Origin of the sequence: Chelatococcus albus (assembly GCF_030067675.1) — a bacterium.
In the GTDB taxonomy this organism is placed as follows: domain Bacteria; phylum Pseudomonadota; class Alphaproteobacteria; order Rhizobiales; family Beijerinckiaceae; genus Chelatococcus_A; species Chelatococcus_A albus.
Genome location: NZ_JASJEV010000002.1, coordinates 322,060 through 341,018 on the forward strand (window position 1 = coordinate 322,060; position 18,959 = coordinate 341,018).

Annotated in this window: 17 protein-coding genes; 6 read left to right on the forward strand and 11 right to left on the reverse strand. The window is 67.7% G+C overall.

Annotated features, from left to right (window positions below; translation table 11 throughout):
• Nucleotide 1: 1 nt before the first annotated feature.
• Nucleotides 2–1,111 (forward strand): ABC transporter ATP-binding protein, encoded by a 1,110-nt coding sequence (locus QNA08_RS05180; protein WP_283739604.1) that lies wholly within the window; start codon nt 2–4, stop codon nt 1,109–1,111.
• Nucleotides 1,112–1,297: 186 nt separating this feature from the next.
• Entirely contained in the window at nt 1,298–3,775 is a 2,478-nt protein-coding gene (locus QNA08_RS05185) for a hypothetical protein (RefSeq protein WP_283739605.1), read from the forward strand.
• Nucleotides 3,776–3,954: 179 nt separating this feature from the next.
• On the opposite strand, the gene QNA08_RS05190 is transcribed toward QNA08_RS05185, so the two are convergent.
• On the reverse strand, nt 3,955–4,356 hold the full coding sequence (locus QNA08_RS05190) for a MerR family transcriptional regulator (protein WP_422679861.1): 402 nt from the start codon (nt 4,354–4,356) through the stop codon (nt 3,955–3,957).
• Between the two features lie 111 nt (nt 4,357–4,467).
• Between QNA08_RS05190 and QNA08_RS05195 the strand changes: the two genes are divergently transcribed.
• From QNA08_RS05195 to merA, 4 genes are read left to right on the forward strand one after another with little or no spacing between them, the layout of a single operon-like run.
• Nucleotides 4,468–4,869, forward strand: coding sequence for a mercuric transporter MerT family protein (locus tag QNA08_RS05195; RefSeq protein ID WP_283739607.1), 402 nt, complete (start codon nt 4,468–4,470; stop codon nt 4,867–4,869).
• Between the two features lie 22 nt (nt 4,870–4,891).
• On the forward strand, nt 4,892–5,167 hold the full coding sequence (gene merP, locus QNA08_RS05200; protein WP_283739608.1) for a mercury resistance system periplasmic binding protein MerP: 276 nt from the start codon (nt 4,892–4,894) through the stop codon (nt 5,165–5,167).
• 6 nt (nt 5,168–5,173) lie between these two features.
• Nucleotides 5,174–5,428: a hypothetical protein gene (locus QNA08_RS05205; RefSeq protein WP_283739609.1), complete on the forward strand. Its 255-nt coding sequence runs from the start codon at nt 5,174–5,176 to the stop codon at nt 5,426–5,428.
• Nucleotides 5,425–6,852: a mercury(II) reductase gene (merA, locus tag QNA08_RS05210; protein WP_340321622.1), complete on the forward strand. Its 1,428-nt coding sequence runs from the start codon at nt 5,425–5,427 to the stop codon at nt 6,850–6,852. Before QNA08_RS05205 ends, merA begins: the two co-directional genes overlap by 4 nt.
• Nucleotides 6,853–7,047: 195 nt before the next feature.
• Here merA and QNA08_RS05215 read toward each other — a convergent pair.
• The 10 genes from QNA08_RS05215 to QNA08_RS05260 form a co-directional block, all read right to left on the reverse strand.
• Nucleotides 7,048–7,871, reverse strand: a protein-coding gene (locus QNA08_RS05215) for an IS5 family transposase (RefSeq protein ID WP_422679862.1) whose coding sequence is annotated in 2 segments (ribosomal slippage) — nt 7,048–7,506 and nt 7,509–7,871 — 822 coding nt in all. Because the reading frame shifts where the segments join, the coding sequence is not laid out codon by codon here.
• Between the two features lie 216 nt (nt 7,872–8,087).
• A complete protein-coding gene (locus QNA08_RS05220; RefSeq protein WP_283739610.1) occupies nt 8,088–8,894 on the reverse strand; it encodes an ABC transporter permease in 807 nt (268 codons plus the stop codon).
• Between the two features lie 11 nt (nt 8,895–8,905).
• Nucleotides 8,906–9,790: an ABC transporter permease gene (locus tag QNA08_RS05225; RefSeq protein WP_283739611.1), complete on the reverse strand. Its 885-nt coding sequence runs from the start codon at nt 9,788–9,790 to the stop codon at nt 8,906–8,908.
• Complete coding sequence (locus QNA08_RS05230) at nt 9,787–10,917, reverse strand: ABC transporter ATP-binding protein (protein WP_422679859.1); 1,131 nt, start codon at nt 10,915–10,917, stop codon at nt 9,787–9,789. Before QNA08_RS05230 ends, QNA08_RS05225 begins: the two co-directional genes overlap by 4 nt.
• 23 nt (nt 10,918–10,940) lie before the next feature.
• A complete protein-coding gene (locus QNA08_RS05235) occupies nt 10,941–12,002 on the reverse strand; it encodes an ABC transporter substrate-binding protein (RefSeq protein ID WP_283739612.1) in 1,062 nt (353 codons plus the stop codon).
• Between the two features lie 61 nt (nt 12,003–12,063).
• On the reverse strand, nt 12,064–12,741 hold the full coding sequence (locus QNA08_RS05240) for an RraA family protein (RefSeq protein WP_283739613.1): 678 nt from the start codon (nt 12,739–12,741) through the stop codon (nt 12,064–12,066).
• An 11-nt stretch (nt 12,742–12,752) separates the two neighbouring features.
• On the reverse strand, nt 12,753–13,559 hold the full coding sequence (locus QNA08_RS05245; RefSeq protein WP_283739614.1) for a carbon-nitrogen hydrolase family protein: 807 nt from the start codon (nt 13,557–13,559) through the stop codon (nt 12,753–12,755).
• Between the two features lie 110 nt (nt 13,560–13,669).
• Nucleotides 13,670–14,578 carry a LysR family transcriptional regulator gene (locus QNA08_RS05250; RefSeq protein WP_283739615.1) on the reverse strand — a complete coding sequence of 303 codons (909 nt, stop codon included), beginning with the start codon at nt 14,576–14,578 and terminating at the stop codon, nt 13,670–13,672.
• A gap of 498 nt (nt 14,579–15,076) precedes the next feature.
• Nucleotides 15,077–15,895 (reverse strand): class I SAM-dependent methyltransferase, encoded by an 819-nt coding sequence (locus tag QNA08_RS05255; RefSeq protein ID WP_283739616.1) that lies wholly within the window; start codon nt 15,893–15,895, stop codon nt 15,077–15,079.
• Between the two features lie 400 nt (nt 15,896–16,295).
• Complete coding sequence (locus QNA08_RS05260) at nt 16,296–17,576, reverse strand: methionine adenosyltransferase (protein ID WP_283739617.1); 1,281 nt, start codon at nt 17,574–17,576, stop codon at nt 16,296–16,298.
• Nucleotides 17,577–18,959 lie beyond the last annotated feature (1,383 nt).

The following is an 18,959-nucleotide window of genomic DNA, read 5'->3' on the forward strand; positions in this document are numbered from 1 at the left end:
CATGAACGTGCATGCTCACGCCGCGCAACGCGCACAGGCGGCCGGAATTTCCATCCAGGGCATCGACCTGTCCTACGGGGCGACGCGGGTGCTCAAGTCGGTCGATCTGGAGATCGAGCCGGGCGAGTTCTTCGCATTCCTCGGGCCCTCGGGGTGTGGCAAGACGACACTTCTGCGCCTCATCGCCGGCTTCAACGTGGCCCAGGCGGGGAAGGTCCTCGTCGGCGGGAGGGACGTGTCGACCCTGCCACCGTGGAAGCGCGACGTCGGCATGGTCTTCCAGAGCTACGCCCTGTGGCCGCACATGAGTGTACGCCGCAACGTCGCCTTCGGGCTCGAGGAACGGGGTGTGCGGCGCGCGGAGGTGGAGCGGCGGGTGGAGGCGGCGCTCGAGCTCGTCGGACTCGGGCATCTCGCCGACCGCAAGCCCTCGCAGCTCTCAGGCGGGCAGCAACAGCGCGTGGCCCTGGCCCGCACGGTGGTGGTCGAGCCGAAGGTGCTGCTGCTCGACGAGCCGCTGTCGAATCTCGACGCCAAGCTGCGCGTGCAGATGCGGCGTGAGCTCCTCGACCTTCAGCGCAAGCTCGGCCTCACCACCATCTTCGTGACGCACGACCAGGAGGAGGCCAACACCATTTGCGATCGCATCGCCGTCCTGAACGAGGGCGTCGTGCAGCAGGTGGGCACGCCGATGGAGCTCTACGACCGCCCCGTCAATCTCTTCGTCGCGGGTTTTCTCGGGACGGCCAATATCCTGCCCGGCGAACTGAAGTCGTCCGGCGGCGAGCGGGTATTCGCGATCGCCGGCGGCGGGGGAGAGGTGCCGCTACCGAGACGCGAACTCCCGCCGATGGGAGCGAAACTGATGTTCCGGCCGCAGAACGCCGCGATCGTGCCGGCGTCGGCGCCCGCCACCGCCGGACGCACGCGCCTCATGGGCCGGGTGTCGCACTGCGAGTTCCTGGGCGGCACCGTTCGCTACGTCGTGAAGATCGGCGCCGCCGAGATGCTGATCGACGTCGCGCATCAGGCCGGCGAACCCTTGCTCGACCACGGGAGGGACGTGGCTGTCGATCTGGCCGTCGACAAGCTGTGCTATCTCGCCTCCTGAAGGGGCGAAACCGGGAGCGCGGGGGGCAAGTCCGCCCCCGCGCGGCCGGGCTCTGCCGCAGGCCTGACGGCCGTGGCCGCCGGTGGGCGGTTTGGATCGACGTGGACAGATGTGGTAGTTTGATGTGCGGGCCGCCTCGGTCAGGGCAGCTGCCCGATGGCGGATGATCGATTGCCGGAGCGCGTCATGGGCGAGGCGATCGTTGCGAATCCGGTCGGGCGGAACACGACTGTGCATCGCTGGCGGTGGTGGGCCTTCGTCCTCGACGTCGCCCTGACCTTGTGGGTTGCCCGTGCTGCCTTCGCCAGCGCGATGATCGGCTTCCTCGTGCTCTTCCTCGCGCCGCAGGCGCAGGATCTCTTTGCCGACTGGATCGAGGGGGCGCGCCCCTGGTCGCTCCTGTTCTTCACGCGCGCCGCCGAATTCCTGTTCCTGCTGTTCGTCGTCTGGGCGATGCCGCTCCATTACTCGGCGCGTTTTCTTCTCGACCGCGACGCCCGCTATCAGAACGGCTGGAAGCGCGGCGGCTCCACCTCCGGCGCCATCGAAGGCATCGAGATCTGGGTGCCGCGCCTCCTGGGGCTGAGCGCCTTCGCCGTGGTCCTGGTCGGATTGACGCGCGCCCTCGCCAACGTGCCGGACTCGGGCGACAGCAATCTCCGTCTTGCCGCCCAGCAACAGATGTGGGTGATGGTGGCGGCGACGCTCGCATGCGCGGTTCTGTTCTATCGCTTCGTGGAGGTCCGCCGGCGGAAGGGCGGCCGCATCGCCCGCTTCGGGCGACATCTCGACCGCCTCGTCCGCCCCGTCTCGTCGCGCATCCTTGCCGCGCTGCCGCTCGGCGGGGAGGGGGCCGCGGGGCGCGGCGTCTCCATCGGCGTCGTCCTGCTCACCATCGTCTTCGCCGTTTCGGCGTGGGTGGTCGCGGTGGGCGCGGAAATGGCCGCAAGCCGTGCGCCTCGTGCCCTCGCAATCCCGCTGATCTTCGGCGCCTGGCTGCCCGTTCTGACCCTCGCCTCCCACTACGGGCGCAAATACTACGTGCCCTTCATCACGCTGGCCGTTGCAGCCTCGGCCCTCCTCACCGTCATCATCGGCGACAACCACACGGTGAGACGCATCAGCGTCGCTCCCCTTCCCGGGTTGACGTTCGACAAGGCGGTGGAGTTGTGGCGGAAGGCCAATGATTGCAGCGACGAACCGCAGCGTTGTCCGCGGCCGCTCGTCATTGCGGCCGCCGGCGGTGCCAGCCGGGCCGGATTCTACACGGCGAGCGTCATCGGCCACCTGATGGATGTGACCTCCCCCGCCGGCCGGCCGGATGCCACGCTCGTCCGCAATCGGCTGTTCGCCATTTCCGGTGTCTCGGGCGGATCGGTCGGGGCGGCCTTCGCCGTGACGGCCCTGGCGACCCAGGACGGGCGCACCGCACCCCCTTGCAAATGGCTGCATCCGCTGCCGCCCAAGGACGACTTGTGGTTCGGGACGACGGTCTACGGCTGGCGCGATTGCCTCGAGATGCTGCTCGCCGGCGATTTTCTCACGCCGGTCGCCATCGGCCTGTCGTTCCACGACCTGCTTCGCTTCGGCTGGTGGCAGGATCGCGCCGCCCTCCTGGAAAAGACGTGGGAACGCCGCTTCGAGGCGATCATCGACCACAAATCCCTCTTCGCCGGGTCCTCCGCTGACGGAGGGCCCTGCGCGGGCCTCGGCTGTCCCTTCACGCGTCTTGCCCCGAGCGACGAACGCTGGCTTCCTCTCCTCGCTCTCAACGGCACGTCGATGAGCACGGGCCGGCGGATCGTCACGACCCTCCTGTGCCCGGACAGGGAGGCGCGCGATGGAGCCCCCTGTCTTCGTGACGGGACGGTTCAGACCCGTCTCTTCGACGAGGCCTATCATTTCCACGCGCTTCTCGGCGACGATCGACCTCCCGACGCGGAATGGCCCTGGTACCAGCGGCTGTGGGCCTATGGGCAGCGATGGTTCCTCGCCGACTATTGGGCCCATCTGACCGCAGGCAAGCAGTTCAACGACATCCGGCTCAGCACGGCCGCCCTCAACTCCGCGCGCTTCCCCGTCGTCTCGCCGCCGGGCGCCATCCGCAACACCGAACAGCAGGTGGTCGACCGCATCGTCGACGGTGGCTATTTCGAGAATTTCGGAGCCCTCACCGCCCTCGAGCTGGCGCGGGCGCTGCGGGCCAAGGGCCTGCGTCCGTTCGTTCTCGTCATCAGCAATGATCCCGAGACGCTGGCCGATCTGCCCGCCGACATCGAGGCCGACTGGCCGAAGGTGAGCGGTCTCGCACATGCGGAGGAGATGGATGGCCGCTGGTTCGGCGGGATCACCGGCCCCCTCGACGCCTTCGCGAACACGCGCAATGCGCGCGGCACCCTGGCCATGGCGCAGCTGCGGGCGGAGATGCGGACGCTCCTGAACGAGGATGGGAGAAGCCATGTCGCCCATGTCCGCGTGCGGCCGGAAGTCGACGGTGAGCGGACCAAGGCCCTGTCCATGAGCTGGTGGCTGTCCCAGCCCGTCCAGGCGCGCCTGCACGAGCAGATCGAGTGCCGCGAGAATGCACAGGCGCTGAGCGATGTGCTCCGCGAGGTGTTTGCCAGGGAGACAGGCCTCGCCGGCAAATCCTGCCGTCCGCAGTGACGTGGCCACGCCTGCGCGAAATGTCATGGGGCAGCTGCGGGGCCATCGCCATGCCGCCGACCTGCCGCGATGGCTCGCCTGGTGCAACGAACAAAGGCCCCATGCCAGCCTCGCCCGCAGATCACCCGCTCAGGCACTCGCCGGAACAACCTGTTGAGGCTCCACACCCAGGCGCCAAGTCAGCTTTTCCCATTGGCGCGGAACAAGGCCTCGATCAGAGGGCACTCCGGCGTTGTGCCGTCCGCGCACTGCGCGACCATTTCCTTGAGCACACGCTCCATTCGCTTCAGATCGGCGATCTTCGATTGCACGTCCTTCAGGTGCGCGCCGGCGAGGTCTCGCGCCTCGGCGCAGGGCTGATCGCGCTCGTCGACAAGCCGAAGCAGTGCTCGAACCTCGTCAAGGGAAAAACCGAGCGCGCGCGCCCGCAACACAAATTTCAGCCGTCGCTCGTGCGTTGCGTCGTAGCTCCGGTAGCCGCTTTGCGTGCGCGGCGGCTCCGGCAACAGACCGGCCTTCTCATAGTAGCGGATGGTTTCCAGGTTGCAGCCGGCCCGCCGCGCCAGCTCGGCCCGTTTCATCCGCTTCACTGCGGCGTGATCGCACACGGCGTGAAGTTCCCTTGAGTCTGTAGGGACTACAGACCCTAGATATAGCTCGCACCGGACTTTGGCAAGGAAAGCGAGGCCGAGATGGATTCATCGCAGCTCATACCATTGAAGCCGACTACGGCGTCGGACCGGGGCGAGGTCGAACGGCAGAGGCTGGTGGCCGCCGGCGGCATTCTTGGCGCGCTCGCCGCCGCGTCCTGCTGCATTATTCCACTCGTCCTGTTCAGCCTTGGGATCAGCGGCGCCTGGATCGGTAATCTGACAGCGCTCGCTCCCTACAAGCCGTTTGTCGTCGCCGGGACGGCAGGCGTGCTCGGCTACGGCTTCTACCTCCTCTACCGGAGGCCGGGGCGAGCCTGCGCTGAGGGCTCCACCTGCGCATGCCGAGTTCCCGGCCGTTTCGTCCAGATCGCCTTGTGGCTCGCGACCGTGGTCGTCGCAGCTGCGTTCGCGTTCGATTACGTGGCGCCCTATCTGCTGTGATGAACCCAGGGAGAGACCCACCATGATTAGATTGCTCGCCTTCGGGTTTGGCCTTCTCGCATCATCGATGGCCTTTGCCGGCGAAAGAACAGTTACGCTCGCCGTCGAGAACATGTATTGCGCCGCGTGCCCGATCATCGTGCGGGAGAGCCTCGAACGCGTGCCGGGCGTCATCAAGGCCGAGGTTTTCTACAGGGGCGGGACCGCGGTCGTCATCTACGATGACAGCAAGACCGACATGACGGCGCTCACCGCGGCGACCGCGAACGCCGGCTATCCGTCCGCTCCCAAGGGGTGAAATGGAATGGGCGATCGAACACGGATGCTGGTCGGACCAATCGGCGGGTTGCTGGCGGCCATCGTTTGCTGCGCTGCGCCTCTTCTGGTCGTCGCGATCGGGTCGCTCGGGATCGGCGGCGCGCTCGCGAGCGGTGCTTATCTGCTCATTCCCATTCTTGCTCTCGTGCTCGGATGGGTCGGGCTGCGTCTTTACAGGCGCCGCGCGAGCGCTACGCCCTGCTGCGAAGACCAGTCCCTGAAAGAAGGTTTCAGACAATGAGCGACTGCTGCACGCCATCCAACGGACGCAGGAGCTATGACCTTGCCGTGATCGGCGCGGGCTCGTCCGGCTTTTCGGCCGCGATCACGGCGGCCGAGCAGGGCGCGCAGGTCGCGCTCATCGGCCACGGCACCATCGGCGGCACCTGCGTCAATGTCGGCTGCGTGCCGTCCAAGAATCTCATTCGCGCAACCGAAACGCTCCATCAGGCAAAGGCTGCCGCGCGCTTCGGCGGCATCCGCGCGGACGCAAGAATCGAGGACTGGCACGCGATGGTGCGCCAGAAGGATGATCTTGTGTCCGCGCTTCGCCAATCCAAATATCTCGACCTGCTCCCGAGCTACAACACGATTGCGTATCTCGAAGGCCGCGCTCGCCTCGCGGATGGCGGCGTCGGGTTCAACGGCAGCCTCGTTAAGGCTGGCAAAGTGATCGTTGCCACCGGCGCTTCGCCCTCGTTGCCGCCGATTCCGGGGATCGACGGCGTTCCCTACCTCACCAGCACCACGGCACTGGAACTGGAACGGCTCCCGAGATCACTGCTGGTGATCGGCGGCGGCTATATCGGCTGCGAGCTCGGACAGATGTTCGCCCGCGCCGGGGTCAAGGTGACGATCGTCGATCTCGTGCCCATCCTGTCGGCCGGCGAGCCGGACATCTCCAAGGCGTTGGCGGACTACTTCCGCGCCGAGGGAATCGTGCTGCGCGAGAGCGTCAGGCCGCAGGCAATCCGAAAGACAGCCTGCGGAATTGCGCTCGACATCGGCGACGGCGGCAAGGACGACACACTCGAGGCCGAGATGGTCCTTGTCACCACCGGCCGGCGGCCGAACACCGAAGGGTTGGGGCTCGCCGAAGCCGGGGTGGAGGTGCTGTCGAACGGCGGCATCAAGGTGGATGACCGGATGCGCACGACGCGCGCGGGCGTTTACGCCGCAGGCGACGTGACCGGCCGCGATCAGTTCGTCTACATGGCGGCCTACGGCGCCAAGATCGCGGCGAAGAACGCTCTCAATGGTGACAGCCTCAGATATGACAATCATGCGATACCGGCGGTGGTGTTCACCGATCCGCAGGTCGCAAGCGTGGGCCTCACCGAGGCCGCTGCCCGCGCGGCGGGCTATCACGCGAAAGTATCGGTCCTTCCGCTCGATCAGGTGCCACGCGCGCTCGCCGCCCGCGACACGCGCGGGCTCATTAAGCTCGTTGCGGATGCGAGAACCCGCAAGCTCCTTGGTGCGCACATTCTTGCCCCGGAAGGGGCCGATAGCATTCAGACTGCCGTCCTTGCTATCCGTCAGGGGCTCACGATTGATGACCTTGTTGACTCGATCTTCCCCTACCTCACAACGGTCGAAGGGCTGAAGCTTGCAGCATTGTCCTTCGAGAAGGATGTGGCGAAGCTATCGTGTTGCGCCGGTTGACGCTGTCGCGCAATCGTCGCCTGGTCGGTGTCGGCCAGGCGGCCAATATTGCGTGATTTCAACTCCGCAATGCGCCCGCCGCCGTAACGGAGTCGTTATCCGCTTGTTGTGGTCCGATGCCGGTGAATGCGGCCGAATGCGGCCATGAGATTCAATCAGTTCAGCGCATTACGGCCTGAGAGTCCGTCCCGAAAGTCATGAGGTGCGTGCGATGCGCCGGATGAGAGCCATGGCAGCAGCCGCATAGAGGAAGGCTGTCGCCGATGCGATCGTGGCTTCCGCATCCTTCCACAGCCTTCGGTTTCGGTTGATCCAGGCGAAGAAGCGCTCGACGACCCATCGCCTTGGCTGAACCGCGAAGCCGATCTGATGGGGCTTGCGGCGGACGATCTCGACGGCGATGCGGGTTGCGGTCGCGACGCGCGGGCCTTGGTAGCCGGCATCGGCGAAGACCTTCTCGATGAAGGGGAACGGGCGGCGCGAGGCGGCCAGCAGCAGACCCGCGCCGTCACGATCCTGCATGCTGGCCGGGTGGGCGAAGGGGACGAGGCCGCGCCCGTCGGTATCGACGAGGGCATGGCGCTTGCGGTCCATGACCTCCTTGCCGGCGTCGCAGCCGCGCGGCCCGCTGGCCTCGCGCGTCTTCACGCTTCTTCACGCGTCTTTCTGTCGATGATGCAGGCGCTCGGCGAAGCCGACCGACCGCTGCGTTCGCGATCGACCATCAGCAGCGCATGATTCAGCGCCTCGAACACGCCGCCGTCGCGCCGCGCGGCAAACCAGCGACAGACCGTGCTCCCGGGCGGCAAATCGCTCGGCAGGAGCCGCCAGGCGAGGCCGCCGCGCATCACGGAGAGGATCGCGTTGACGATCTCGCGCAGCGGCCAGGACGAGGGCCGGCCCGTCCGCTTCGGCCTTGGCAGCGACGGCTCGACCAGCCGCCACTCCGCATCCGTCAGATCCGTTTCGTATCGAAGCCCCGCGCGACGATGCTGCCGGCGAGTGGCTGGGGGCCACATCGCTCGCTTCCCAAGATGGCCTGAACAACCCCTTGGAATCACGAGTGTCCCGGCCACTCAACCCTTTCGGGACGGGCTCTTGGACCTGGCGCCACACAAATGATGGAGGCAACCGGAGGCGGCATTCTTTCCGGGGCCCGTTCCGTGCCGGGGCAACCGTTGATCCGCCAGCGCCGATTTCCCTGGCTCAGGCCGAGTGGGCAGCCCACTGAAGGCTCATGGCTGACTCGCCTTTCCGAGCGCTCGCGCGACCCCGATGCTGCGCTCGAGCACGAGCACGATGCCGATCGTGGCGACGATGAGGATGACGGAGGCGGCGGCGATGAGCGGGTCCGTCCGTGTCTCGACGTAGCGGAACATCTCGACGGGGAAGGTGGAGAGCTTGGGGCCGACGATGAACAGCGAGATGACCACTTCGTCGAAGGAGACGAGGAAGGACAGCGCCGAGGCCGCCACGATGCCGGGCATCATCATCGGCAGGGTCACACGCCGGAAGACGGTGAAGGGCGGAGCTCCGAGCGTGGCCGCCGCATCCTCGATCGCCGGCGGCAGCGTGCCGAGCGCGGTGGCGATCACCCTCAGCGCATAGGGCAGGGTGACGACGAGATGGGCGATGACGAGGCCGGGATAGGTGGCGAGCAGGTCCACCCGCACGAAGACGAGCAGGATCGCGAGGCCGAGCACGATCGAGGGCAGGAGAAGGGGAGCCGTGAACAGGCTCATCAGCCAGTCCCGGCCCCTGAAGTCGAGGCGCACGAGCGCATAGGCTGCAGGAACGGCGAGCGCGAGGGAGAGCGCCGTCACCGTCGCGGCGAGCGCGAGGCTCGTCCTGAAGGCGCTCATCAGCACGGCGTTCCGCGGCAGTGCGGCGAAGTACTTGAAACCCCAGGACTGCGGCGGGAAGGCCAGGAACGGATCGTTGCTGAAGGAGATGGGAAAGACGAAGAGAACGGGTGCGAGCAGAAAGGCGAAGAGCAGCCCGACAAGCAGCGTGAAGCCCTGGGAGTTGCGTCCGATGTCCATCGCATTCCCTCTCAGTCGAGCAGGCGGACGACGCGGGTGTAGGCCACGAGCGCCAGCCCGAAGATGGCCAGGATCACGATCGACATCGTCGCCGCCAGCGGCCAGTTGAGGATGACGATCGCCTGGTCGTAGATCTCCGTCGCCAGCAGGAAGACCCGCCCGCCGCCGAGCAGCTTCGGCGTGATGAAGGACGAGACCGCGAGCACGAAGCAGAGCAGGCAGCCGAGGGCGATGCCCGGCAGGGTGAGCGGCACCACCACACGCCGGAAGGCGGTCCAGGGCATGGCGCCGAGGGACTGGGCCGCCTCCTCGTAGGTCCGGTCGAGCCGGCCGAAGCCGGCCATCAGCGACAGCACCATGTAGGGCATGAGGATTTCGACGAGGCCGATGACGACGCCGGTCGTATTGTTGACGAGGCGCAGCGGCTCGTGGATCACGCCGGCGCTCGTCAGGAGACCGTTGACGAGGCCCCTGTCCCCGAGGATGAGCATCCAGCCGTAGGTTCGCACCACGGCGCTGACGAGGAGCGGCGAGACGGTGACGATCGTCAGCAGGCTCTTCCACTGCGCCGGGGCGCGGTGGATGAAGAGCGCGATCGGGTAGGACGCGACGAGCGTGAGCAGCGTGATGGCGAGGCTCATGCCGATCGATCGGGTCACGAGCTCCAGATAGAACGGGTCCATGACGAAGGCGAGGTAGTTGGCGAAGGTCACCGCCTCGCGCAGGCCACCGCCGCCCGTCGCCTCGTTGAACGACATGCGGAAGAGGTTCGCGACCGGCGCCAGGAAGCCGATGGCGTTGACGATGGCGATCGGCAGCAGCATGGCGGCCGCGAGCGGCGCGACCGGACGTTGGCGGGTCGCTGCCGGGGCGTCCGAGAAGGTGGCCACCGTCATGGCCGATCCTCGAAGACGAGCGTATCGACGACGGACCATTCGAGCTCGACTTCGTCGCCGCGGCTGATCGGCTGCGGGCCCGCGGCCGTCGGCTTCTCCACCTGCATCACTCCGGGGCCGACATCGACGTCATACTGGAAGACGTCGCCCACATAGGTCGTCCGCACCACCCGGCCGACGAGCAGGTTCGTGCGGGCATGGGGGCGCGCGGAGCCGGGGTGGGGATGGATGTGGATGCGGTGCGGGCGCACCGAGATCCGGACTTCAGTGCCGCGCGCCGGCGTTTCCGTGGCGCGCAGGGTCAGCGGCCCCACTTCGATGACGCCTGCCTCGCGCACGATCCCGTCGAGCTTGTTGGAGCGTCCGACGAAGTCGGCGATGAAGGCGCGCCGGGGTCGCTCATAGATCTCGAAAGGGGTGCCGAGCTGCACGAGCTCGCCTGCCTGCATCACGGCGATGCGGTCGCACATGCTGAGCGCCTCGACCTGATCATGCGTGACGAAGAGGGTGGTGATGCCAAGCCGTCGCTGGATCTCGCGGATCTCCGTGCGCATCTCCTCGCGCAGCTTGGCGTCGAGGTTGGACAGGGGCTCGTCGAGGAGCAGGATGCTCGGGCGGATGACGAGGGCGCGGGCGAGGGCGACGCGCTGCTGCTGCCCGCCGGAGAGCTCCCGCGGCCGACGCTCCCCGTATTGGGCGAGGCGCACGAGCGCCAGCGCCTCGGCGACGCGCTTGCCGATGTCGGCCTTCGGCACCTTGCGCATCTCAAGGCCGAAGGCGACGTTCTCCGCCACGGTCATGTGCGGGAAGAGCGCGTAGTTCTGGAAGACGAGGCCGATGTCCCGCCGATAGGGCGGCAGATGCGTCACGTCGCGCCCGCCGATGACGATGCGCCCGGCGCTCGCCGGAACGAGCCCTGCCGTCATGCGCAGGGTCGTCGTCTTGCCGCAGCCCGAGGGGCCGAGCAGGGCGATGAATTCTCCCTGCCTGACGGCGAGATCGAGGGCGGCGACGGCGACCACCTTGTCGTACCGCTTCTCGAGCCCTTCCAGCACCAGATGGTCGGGCCGGGGATCGTGCGCGGGCGCGATCGTCGGCATGTCCCGGTCAATGAGAGAGGTCATCATCACCGTCACCCCTCACGGTCCAGTCATCGGCTCGCTGGCAGCACCTGGCGGCGCCACTGCTCGGTCAGCTTGTCGCGGAGCTTGGCGAGGGCGATCCAGTCGACCCTGATCATGCGCTCCATCACGCCCGCGGCGGTGCGGTCGAGCGCCTCCTTGCCGATCTCGGCCTTCTTGTTCGTGGGGGCGTAGAACATGGTCTCGGTGAAGGCCTTCTGCGCCTCGGGCCCGAGGGCGTAGTCGATGAAGGCTTCCGCCGCCTTCTTGTTCTTCGAGCCGGCGACGAGATTGATGGTATTGATCTGGAAGACGCTGCCCTCCTTCGGCAGCACGACGTCCAGAAGGCCCTTCGACTGGTCCTTGTAGAACTGGCTGCGCGCGTTCCAGCCGACGCCGACGTCGGCCGTGCCGTTGATGACGAGCGTATAGGCGTCGGGCTTCGGGTCCCAGCTCTGCACCAGCGGCGCGAGCTCGACCATCCTGGCGAAGCCCTTGTCGAGCCCGCGGGCGGGATCGCCGCCGCCGGCCATGGCATTGGCGATGACGGTAAGCGCCGTTCCCTGGATGTCAGGCACGCCCGGCATGACGAACTTGCCCTTGAAGCGGGGGTTCCACAGGTCGTTCCAGCTCGTGGGCGCCGGGCTGACTGCCTTCGTGTTGTAGATCAGGGTGAGATGGTCGAAGGTGACGCCGCGGCCCGCGACGCCCTCGATCGTCGCCAGGTCGTGCAGGCTGGCGAGGTTCGGCACATTGGCGGCCTCGAGCGGCACGAAGAGTTCCTCGTCCGTCGCCACCCTGGCGATGGACACGTCGAGCAGCGCCACGTCGACCTGCGGACTTCCCTTCTGGGCGCGCAGCGTGCCGAGCATCTGGGCCGAACTCTGCGCCGGATAGTAGTTCACCCTGATATTGGGAAACCTCTTCATGAAGGGCTCGACGACGGCCTTCGTGTAGTTGTCCTGGAACACCCCGCTGTAGGCGGCGAGGGTGATCTCGCCGGAGAGGGAGGTGTCCTGCGCGAAGGCCGGCAGCGCCGTGAGGGCGCTCGCGGCAAGGCCGGCGATGAACAGGCGGCGGTCGATGGTCATGGTCGTGGCCTTCCCCTGGATCGGACGGCCGGCGGTGCATCGCCGCCGGCCTCGCTTGTCTTCATTGCGCGGCAACGCGGCGGTTCGCCTCTTCCACGATGCGCGTCGCGCCGGAGATGTCGGCGAGCTTCTCGCCCTTGTGGATGCGGTTGAGCAGCGTGATCTCGCGCTCCTGCATGCCGATGGCACGGCTGCAGATCGCCTCGGCCTCATCGGGCTTGAGCACCAGCACGCCGCTCTCGTCGGCGAGGATGGCGTCGCCGGGGCAGATCGTCTGGCCACCGACGGTCACGGGGACGTTGAAGGCGCCCTCGAGGCCGAGGAGCTTCGTGGTGATCGGCGAGGGGCCGCGGCACCAGACGGGCATGTCGCAGCGGCGGATCTCGGAGAAATCGGTTGCCGGGCCGTCGATGATGCTGCCGACGACGCCGGAGGCCTTCGCGGCATTCGTGACGACGCCGCCCCAGCAGGCGTGGCGCGTGTCGCCGCAGCGGTCGATCACCAGGAAGTCGCCGGGCCGCACGAGGCTGAGAACGTGGTGCAGCAGGGTCGAGTCGGCGCCGGGGATGCGCAGGGTGACGGCGGTGCCGGCGACGCGCTTATGCGGCAGGACCGCCCGGATGGCCGGGTCGACGAAGCCCGAATGGAGAATGTGGCCGATGGTCGCCGTCTCCACCTGTTCCATGAGCGCGACGAGCTTGGCGGGCAGCTGCCTGGGCAGGGCGTTGAGCATGAACATGGGGCGGGTCCTCAGCCGAGCACGTGATGATCGGCGACGGGAAGGCTCCGGCGGATCTCTGCCAGATAGCCCTTGTCGAGCCGCGCCGTGATGAAGCCCTCGCGGTCGGATGCCTGGGCGATCACGCTGCCCCAGGGGTCGATGGTCATGGTGTGTCCCCAGCACGCCTTCCTGCCGCCGGCGTGGGTGCCGACCTGGCCCGTCGCGAGGAAGTAGGTCTGCGTCTCGATGGCGCGCGCGCGGCAGAGGGTCTCCCAGTGGTCCTTGCCGGTCTGCAGGGTGAAGGCCGCCGGCAGCACGATCACGTCCGCGCCGCGGTCGCGCAGCTTGCGGAAGAGCTCGGGAAAGCGCAGGTCGTAGCAGATCGCGCAGCCGACCGTGTACTCGCCGACCCTGTAGGTGACGACCTCCTCGCCGCGCCCGACCGTCTCCGACTCGAGATAGCGCAGGCCGCCCGGCACCACGACGTCGAACAGGTGGATCTTGCGGTAGCGCGCGATCTCCCTGCCGTCGGGGCCGAAGACGAGCGTGGTGTTGAAGAACTGGTTGCCCGCCTTCTCCACGACGCTGCCGGCGTGGATCGTGACCTTATGGCGGGCCGCAAGGCCCGACATCAGCCTGTAGGAGGTGCCCTCCGGAAAGGCCTCACCCGTGCTCTGCTGGCCCGTCGGGTCGGGAACGAGGGCGGCATAGTATTCGGGCAGGACGATGAGGTCAGGCCCCTCCTTCTCGACAGCCTCGGTCACGAGCCGCGCCGCTGTCTCGAGATTGGCCTCCTTGTCCTCCCGGGTGTTCATCTGGATCTGGGCGACCTTCACGTCATCCTCCGTGGTGCTCCCGCATTGGTTGCAATCATCGGAAGAGAGCTTCCCGAGCGTCCAACTCGAAATCCTGATCCGGCCCGATAGAAATTTCTAATAATCCTTGTTCACCAGGCAATTAGTGGGTCAACGGAGCGGCAGAAGGCATCCGCCACCTCGCGCGCGATCTCGGCGATGAGGCCGGGCAGGGGGCGGTCGCCGGCCTCCTGGTAGACCGCGTGCAGCGACAGGGGCGGGAAGGGCTGGCGCACGTTGAGCGCGAGAAGCGTGCCCTCCGCGATCTCGCGCTGGATCGTGGCCGCGGGAATGGCGGCGACGCCGAGACCGTCGCTCGCGAGCCGGATGAGCGTCGACAGGCCCGCCGTATGCAGCCGCACCTCCTCCTCGCCGAGGCGCTGGAAATAGCCCACCATCGCCTTGTGGGGCTTCGAGCTGCGCGGGAAGGAGAGGATCGGGAAACGCGCGAGATCGGTCAGTTCGAGCGGCCCGTCCGGCACGCCGAGCCTCGGGCTCGCCACCCAGACGCAGGCGAAGGTGCACAGCTCGATATTGACGATGCCGTGCCCCTCGACCGGGCCCATCATCAACCCGAGATCGACCTCATTGGCGAGGATGTCCTTGGCGATGTCGACGCTCGTGTCGGCGTTGAGCTCCAGTGCCACGTCCGGATAGGTGTGGCGCAGGCGGTCGATGAGCTGCGGCAGCCAGGAATGGGCGATCGTGTCGATGACGCCGATGCGCACCGTACCGCGCAGGGCTTTGGGATCGCTCATGCGCCGGCGGAACTCGGCGGCGGCGCGCACGATGCGCTCGGCATGATCGAGCGCGTCCGCCCCTTCCGCCGTCAATCGCACGTCGCGCGCATCGCGCTCGAAGAGCCGCACGCCGAGCTCCCGTTCCAGCGTCGCGATGCGGTGGGAGATGGCCGCCTGGGTGGTGTGCAGCTTCTCGGCGGTAAGGCTGAAGCTCTTGAGGCGCGCCACCCATACGAAGGTTTCGAGAAAGCGAAGATTCACCTCGTCACTCCCGCGACCTGCGCCCTGGGGGCGGCATCGGCACAGGTGCCGTGCGTCGGTCGCTTCCATGCGATGCTAGAACAGTTTTCGTCGACGTGGGCGCCGGATCCGCACATGTCGCGCCCTTCTCTTGTTGTGGAATGTGTGCCCCGCTCGAACGGCACCGCTTGGCCGGACGCTCGCGTCGGCTCATCAACCATAGGCTGCCGCCGTCGCGAATCCTGGCCTCGAAGCCGTCATCGCCCCGGGGGGCAGGCGAGGCGAGCCCGTGAGCGCCGAGGCGCGACGGCAGATCGGATCGCTGCACGAGATCCACTGGTGCCCGACGGCCGGCAATGGCGCCTCGGCTCGGCATGCGGTCGGCGCCGCTGCCGCCGCGCTACGCCTCGCCGGGACCGGAGCGGGGTGACTGTCGAGCTCCGGGGAGCGCAGCGTTCTTCAAGGTAGCGAAGGATCTCTGCGCGCTGGTTCCGGAGCCGCATCCCCACCAGCCATGCCTCATGGCACGGCGTTCAGGACGAACAGCTCGCGCTTCAGATGCCCCCGCTCCAGCACCGCGATGCGCCGGCGCATGCGCGCGTGAAGACGTCCGAGCTCCTCGGCGCCGACGACGCGCTCGATCTCCGGGCGCAGCTCCTCCTCGGCGCGCAGCTTTGCCCGGCAGCTTTGGGTGAAGGCTTCCGTCAGGTCGAGCCGGTCGAGGACCGCCCAGCGGGTCGCTACGAAGAGCACCGGATACTCCGCCTCCGCCTCGACGAAATCCGGCGCCGTCTCGACCGCCCGGGCACGATCATCGGCATCGAGCCCCGGAGGCACGTGGATCAGCGAGCACGCCATGCGCCCGCCGGCTCGGATCACCCGCCGGCATTCGCTCAGCGCCTTGCGCTTCTGCACCAGGCAGCAGAGCACGTCGCTCTGGTTGATGACATCGAAGCTCGCGTCCGCGAACGGCAGCTGCGCAGCGTCGGCGATCGTGGCGCGGCTGCGCGCGGCGAGGCCGTCTCGCATCGCCCGCTTCAGCGCGATCTCGAGGCCGCTCACCTGCAGGTCCGTCAGCGTCACGTCGCAGCCCGATCTCGCGGCGAGATAGAGTGCCGGCCAGCCCGATCCTGCGCCGACCTCGAGAAGCCTGATCCCGGGCTCGAGCCCCAGCGCGGCCGCAATGAGGTCGGCCTCGTCGCGGGTGGCCCAGCTGGTGGCGCCATAGACGCAACCGCAGACGCGGCGTTCGACGGCCTGCATCACCGGCAGCTGGCCCTGCCGGTAGATCGCGTCGTAATCGTCGAGTTTCGACTTCTCCCGCGCTGACAGGCTCATCGCATGCGCTGCCGAGAGTGACCCCGATCCCCAATGATCTGGGACTTTGGGGTGATTGCCCAGCGAAATGAAGGGGGCGGCAGCCGCCCGGCACCGTCCGTCAGCAGGCGCCGGAAGTGACGGTTCCCTGTTGCCGGACCGATGCAGCGCGTCCCGCACCGGTTCCCGGGCTCGCGGTCGGCACTGATCGTGACGCCATGAACTGGTCGAGGGAATGCGCGGGGCCGACCGGGGATCATCCTCCGGGGCTTGGGCATGGCGGGTTCTCCGCGGCGGGGCCGGGGGCCTTCTCCCGGCCTCCTGACCTGTCGCGAAGACCGGCGCAGCCCTCCCGCTCCCGGGCCGGCAAAGGCGGCTCCCGAAGGACGCCCATCAGGCTCTTCGGCGTCGCTGGCTGCGGCTAAGAGGCTCCTCTCTCATGATTTCGATCCGGCGGGTCGCCGGAACTCTCGGCAATTCGGCTCTCCCGCGACCGTAATGGCCAGCGGCCGATGGCCAGGGTGCCGGCGGCGAGAGCCTCGGCGGCCGCGGCGAGCCTGGCGAGTTCCTCCTCGACGATCGCTGCAATGGCCATCTCGTGCGCGGCGGGCGATGACTGCCGACCGGAACGAAGCCGGATGCCGATGGTCTGTGGATCGCTTACGGGGCGACCGATACCACTCACCAGGAAGCACTGCGCCTCATCGATGGCGGGGAGCTCTTCGACGATCCTTTCGGCGATGAGCCCGGCCGCGAGGTTGTAGAGCTTGCCCACGTGGGTCACGGCATTCTTGCCAGCGGCGGACTCCATCGTCATGGGCCGGAAGGGGGTGATGAGGCCGTTCACGCGGTTGCCCCGGCCAGCCTCGCCGTCGTCGCCGCCCTCGGCCGAGGTGCCGACCACTGTCAGGTACACACTCCCGGCGGCCAGGTCGTCGCCGACGTTGACCGCGACCGTTGCGTCCGCACCGTGAGCGGCTGCCACCTCGCGGGCGGTGTCGGCGACGAACGCCTTGGCGGCCGCATAGTCGGCGATGGTTGCGAGAAAGCGGCCGACGAAGGCGCAGGCGACCGTCAGCATCACGTCGCGGCCGCGTCGCACGCCCATCACCTTGATGTCGCGCCCGATTTCGGGGTGGGCTCGAAGGGCGATCGCACCGAGCTCCTGCTCGACCGCGTAGACGATCGATTCCAGACGGCTCAAGGGTGCGTAGCCGATGCCACAGGAGGTGTCATTGGCGAGCAGGACCGTTCCCGTCGTGCGTCGCTCGAAGACGTCGGTCAGGTCGCTGGAGCCGGGCCGCACGAGGCAGTGGGTCCGCACGTGCCTGTGCAGGTCGATGAGAGGAAGATTGTTGCCGAACCAACGCTGCACCACGTCCTCGGCCAGCTCGGCGAGAGGCAGCCGCGCCGCACCGAACGCCGTGGTGGCGCGGCCCGCCAGAAAGACCTCCATCGGCTCGAGGATGGCTCCTCCGCCGAAGGCGGGCTGCGACCGCCCGCCCCACAGCAGCGCCTTATCGACGTTGTAGTGCAGCACCCGCCCGAACTGGGCGAGGTAGTGGCGGGAGAGGGCGAGGCTGAGCTCCTCGGTGAGATGGTCGCAGATCGTATCGGGATGGCCCAGTCCCTTCCGCTCGACGATCTCGAGGTCGAGCAGATTGCCGGACGGTTCCGTGAGCATGGCGAGATCAAGCCGCATCGCCGGCCACCCGGCCGCGCCGGGCCTCCTAACCGCGCCGATCAGGGCGCTCTGCCGACGATGCCGCTCTTTCATGCCATGAGGCAAATCAACGGGTCGCTCCGGCGAGGCCGCGAATGCCGGCGGTGCGCCGGCGGGGCCTTGGCCGCGACGGTCGCGTTCCCCGCCATCGAGTTCATCGGACGCTGTCTTCGGAATGCGGTCGACGCGGCGGGCTCGCTCGACCGTGACCGCAGAGAGCTTGCCCTTCGATCCTCCGGCGGCATCATCGCGATGGTCGGAAGGCCACTTCGTCAAGACTCCCGTCGCCGTGCCTGGGGTGCTGCAATGGGGAAGACCAAAGGCGCGCGAGAGCGTCGCGTGTCATCAGGCCGGGCGAGGGAAATCAGGGCGGGGTGCGTGCAGCTGTAGGTTGATACATGTCAAGATGCCAGCGGGCAGGTTGGGATCCGGTGTCATGGGTGAACCATGGATGGGCGCGCAGGCGATGGGCGTTCCCGGAGAGAGTTCGGCGGGCAGGGGGGCAGGGGGGCTCGGTCGGCGGCCTCGCGCGGACGCGGCTCTTTCTGGTTATCGGCCTGATTGCCAGCGCGGTTCTTGCCATGGGCATCAACCCGCGCCATGCTCCCGCGCCCTCCCTTGCCTTTGCAGCGACCTTGGCCGCGAGTGCAGCCGAATCGCCGGGGACGAATGAAGGATCGCTGTCGGCCGCCGCCGTTGCGCACAGCCGTTGCTGCGATGGCATCGGCCGAGGCGCGTGTGACCAGGCACAGTCCAGGGCTTGCGCCCGGGCGTGATCCACGACCTGCAATCTCGCCCTGCCAGCAGCGGGTGTGCCCATTCCGGACCTTCCCGTCCTATCCGGATTTCTCAGCCTGACAGTGTCCACCGGCAATGCCGCGGAGCCCGAGCCGGCGCGTCGCCCTCCTCGCGCGATCGTCTGAATCTGGGGCTTGCCCAGAGGGCAGAGGCGCAGCCGAGGTCGGCTCACGGCGGCTTTCGACGAGCCGGGAGAACTGATCCCAACCGCTCGACCGCCTGTGCGCCTTCGCGCGACCTGCCCCATTGCGGGCGACCAACCGGGGGAGGGCACAAACGCAAGGCGGGGGCGGCAAAGCGAAAGGAAACAGGCATGAACCGTCGACAGCTTCTCAAGCTCGCCCCATGGTATGACCCGATCTGCCTGCTCTTCGGATCGGGGGGCAGCCTTTCGCGAGCGATCAGTGGCGATCGGGGCCTTGCGGCGCGGCGATCACGTTCTCGACGTCGGCCGCGGGACGGGCGGGCCCGGGTAGTGCCCCTCGAGGTCGGGCAGCAGAACGGCCGCTCGGCGGAGGTGATCTCGGGGTTCGGGGCCGGCGGCGAGATTGTGGTCCATCCGAG

Excerpts from the sequence above, each read along its gene's own strand:
- QNA08_RS05255 (WP_283739616.1), bottom strand. The coding sequence starts at position 15,895 with ATGAGCCTGTCAGCGCGGGAGAAGTCGAAACTCGACGATTACGACGCG.
- QNA08_RS05220 (WP_283739610.1), bottom strand. The coding sequence starts at position 8,894 with ATGGACATCGGACGCAACTCCCAGGGCTTCACGCTGCTTGTCGGGCTG.
- QNA08_RS05240 (WP_283739613.1), bottom strand. The coding sequence starts at position 12,741 with ATGTTCATGCTCAACGCCCTGCCCAGGCAGCTGCCCGCCAAGCTCGTC.
- QNA08_RS05230 (WP_422679859.1), bottom strand. The coding sequence starts at position 10,917 with ATGATGACCTCTCTCATTGACCGGGACATGCCGACGATCGCGCCCGCG.
- QNA08_RS05185 (WP_283739605.1), top strand. The coding sequence starts at position 1,298 with ATGGGCGAGGCGATCGTTGCGAATCCGGTCGGGCGGAACACGACTGTG.
- QNA08_RS05260 (WP_283739617.1), bottom strand. The coding sequence starts at position 17,576 with ATGCGGCTTGATCTCGCCATGCTCACGGAACCGTCCGGCAATCTGCTC.
- QNA08_RS05180 (WP_283739604.1), top strand. The coding sequence starts at position 2 with ATGAACGTGCATGCTCACGCCGCGCAACGCGCACAGGCGGCCGGAATT.
- QNA08_RS05225 (WP_283739611.1), bottom strand. The coding sequence starts at position 9,790 with ATGACGGTGGCCACCTTCTCGGACGCCCCGGCAGCGACCCGCCAACGT.
- QNA08_RS05205 (WP_283739609.1), top strand. The coding sequence starts at position 5,174 with ATGGGCGATCGAACACGGATGCTGGTCGGACCAATCGGCGGGTTGCTG.
- QNA08_RS05195 (WP_283739607.1), top strand. The coding sequence starts at position 4,468 with ATGGATTCATCGCAGCTCATACCATTGAAGCCGACTACGGCGTCGGAC.
- merP (WP_283739608.1), top strand. The coding sequence starts at position 4,892 with ATGATTAGATTGCTCGCCTTCGGGTTTGGCCTTCTCGCATCATCGATG.
- QNA08_RS05190 (WP_422679861.1), bottom strand. The coding sequence starts at position 4,356 with ATGAAACGGGCCGAGCTGGCGCGGCGGGCCGGCTGCAACCTGGAAACC.
- merA (WP_340321622.1), top strand. The coding sequence starts at position 5,425 with ATGAGCGACTGCTGCACGCCATCCAACGGACGCAGGAGCTATGACCTT.
- QNA08_RS05235 (WP_283739612.1), bottom strand. The coding sequence starts at position 12,002 with ATGACCATCGACCGCCGCCTGTTCATCGCCGGCCTTGCCGCGAGCGCC.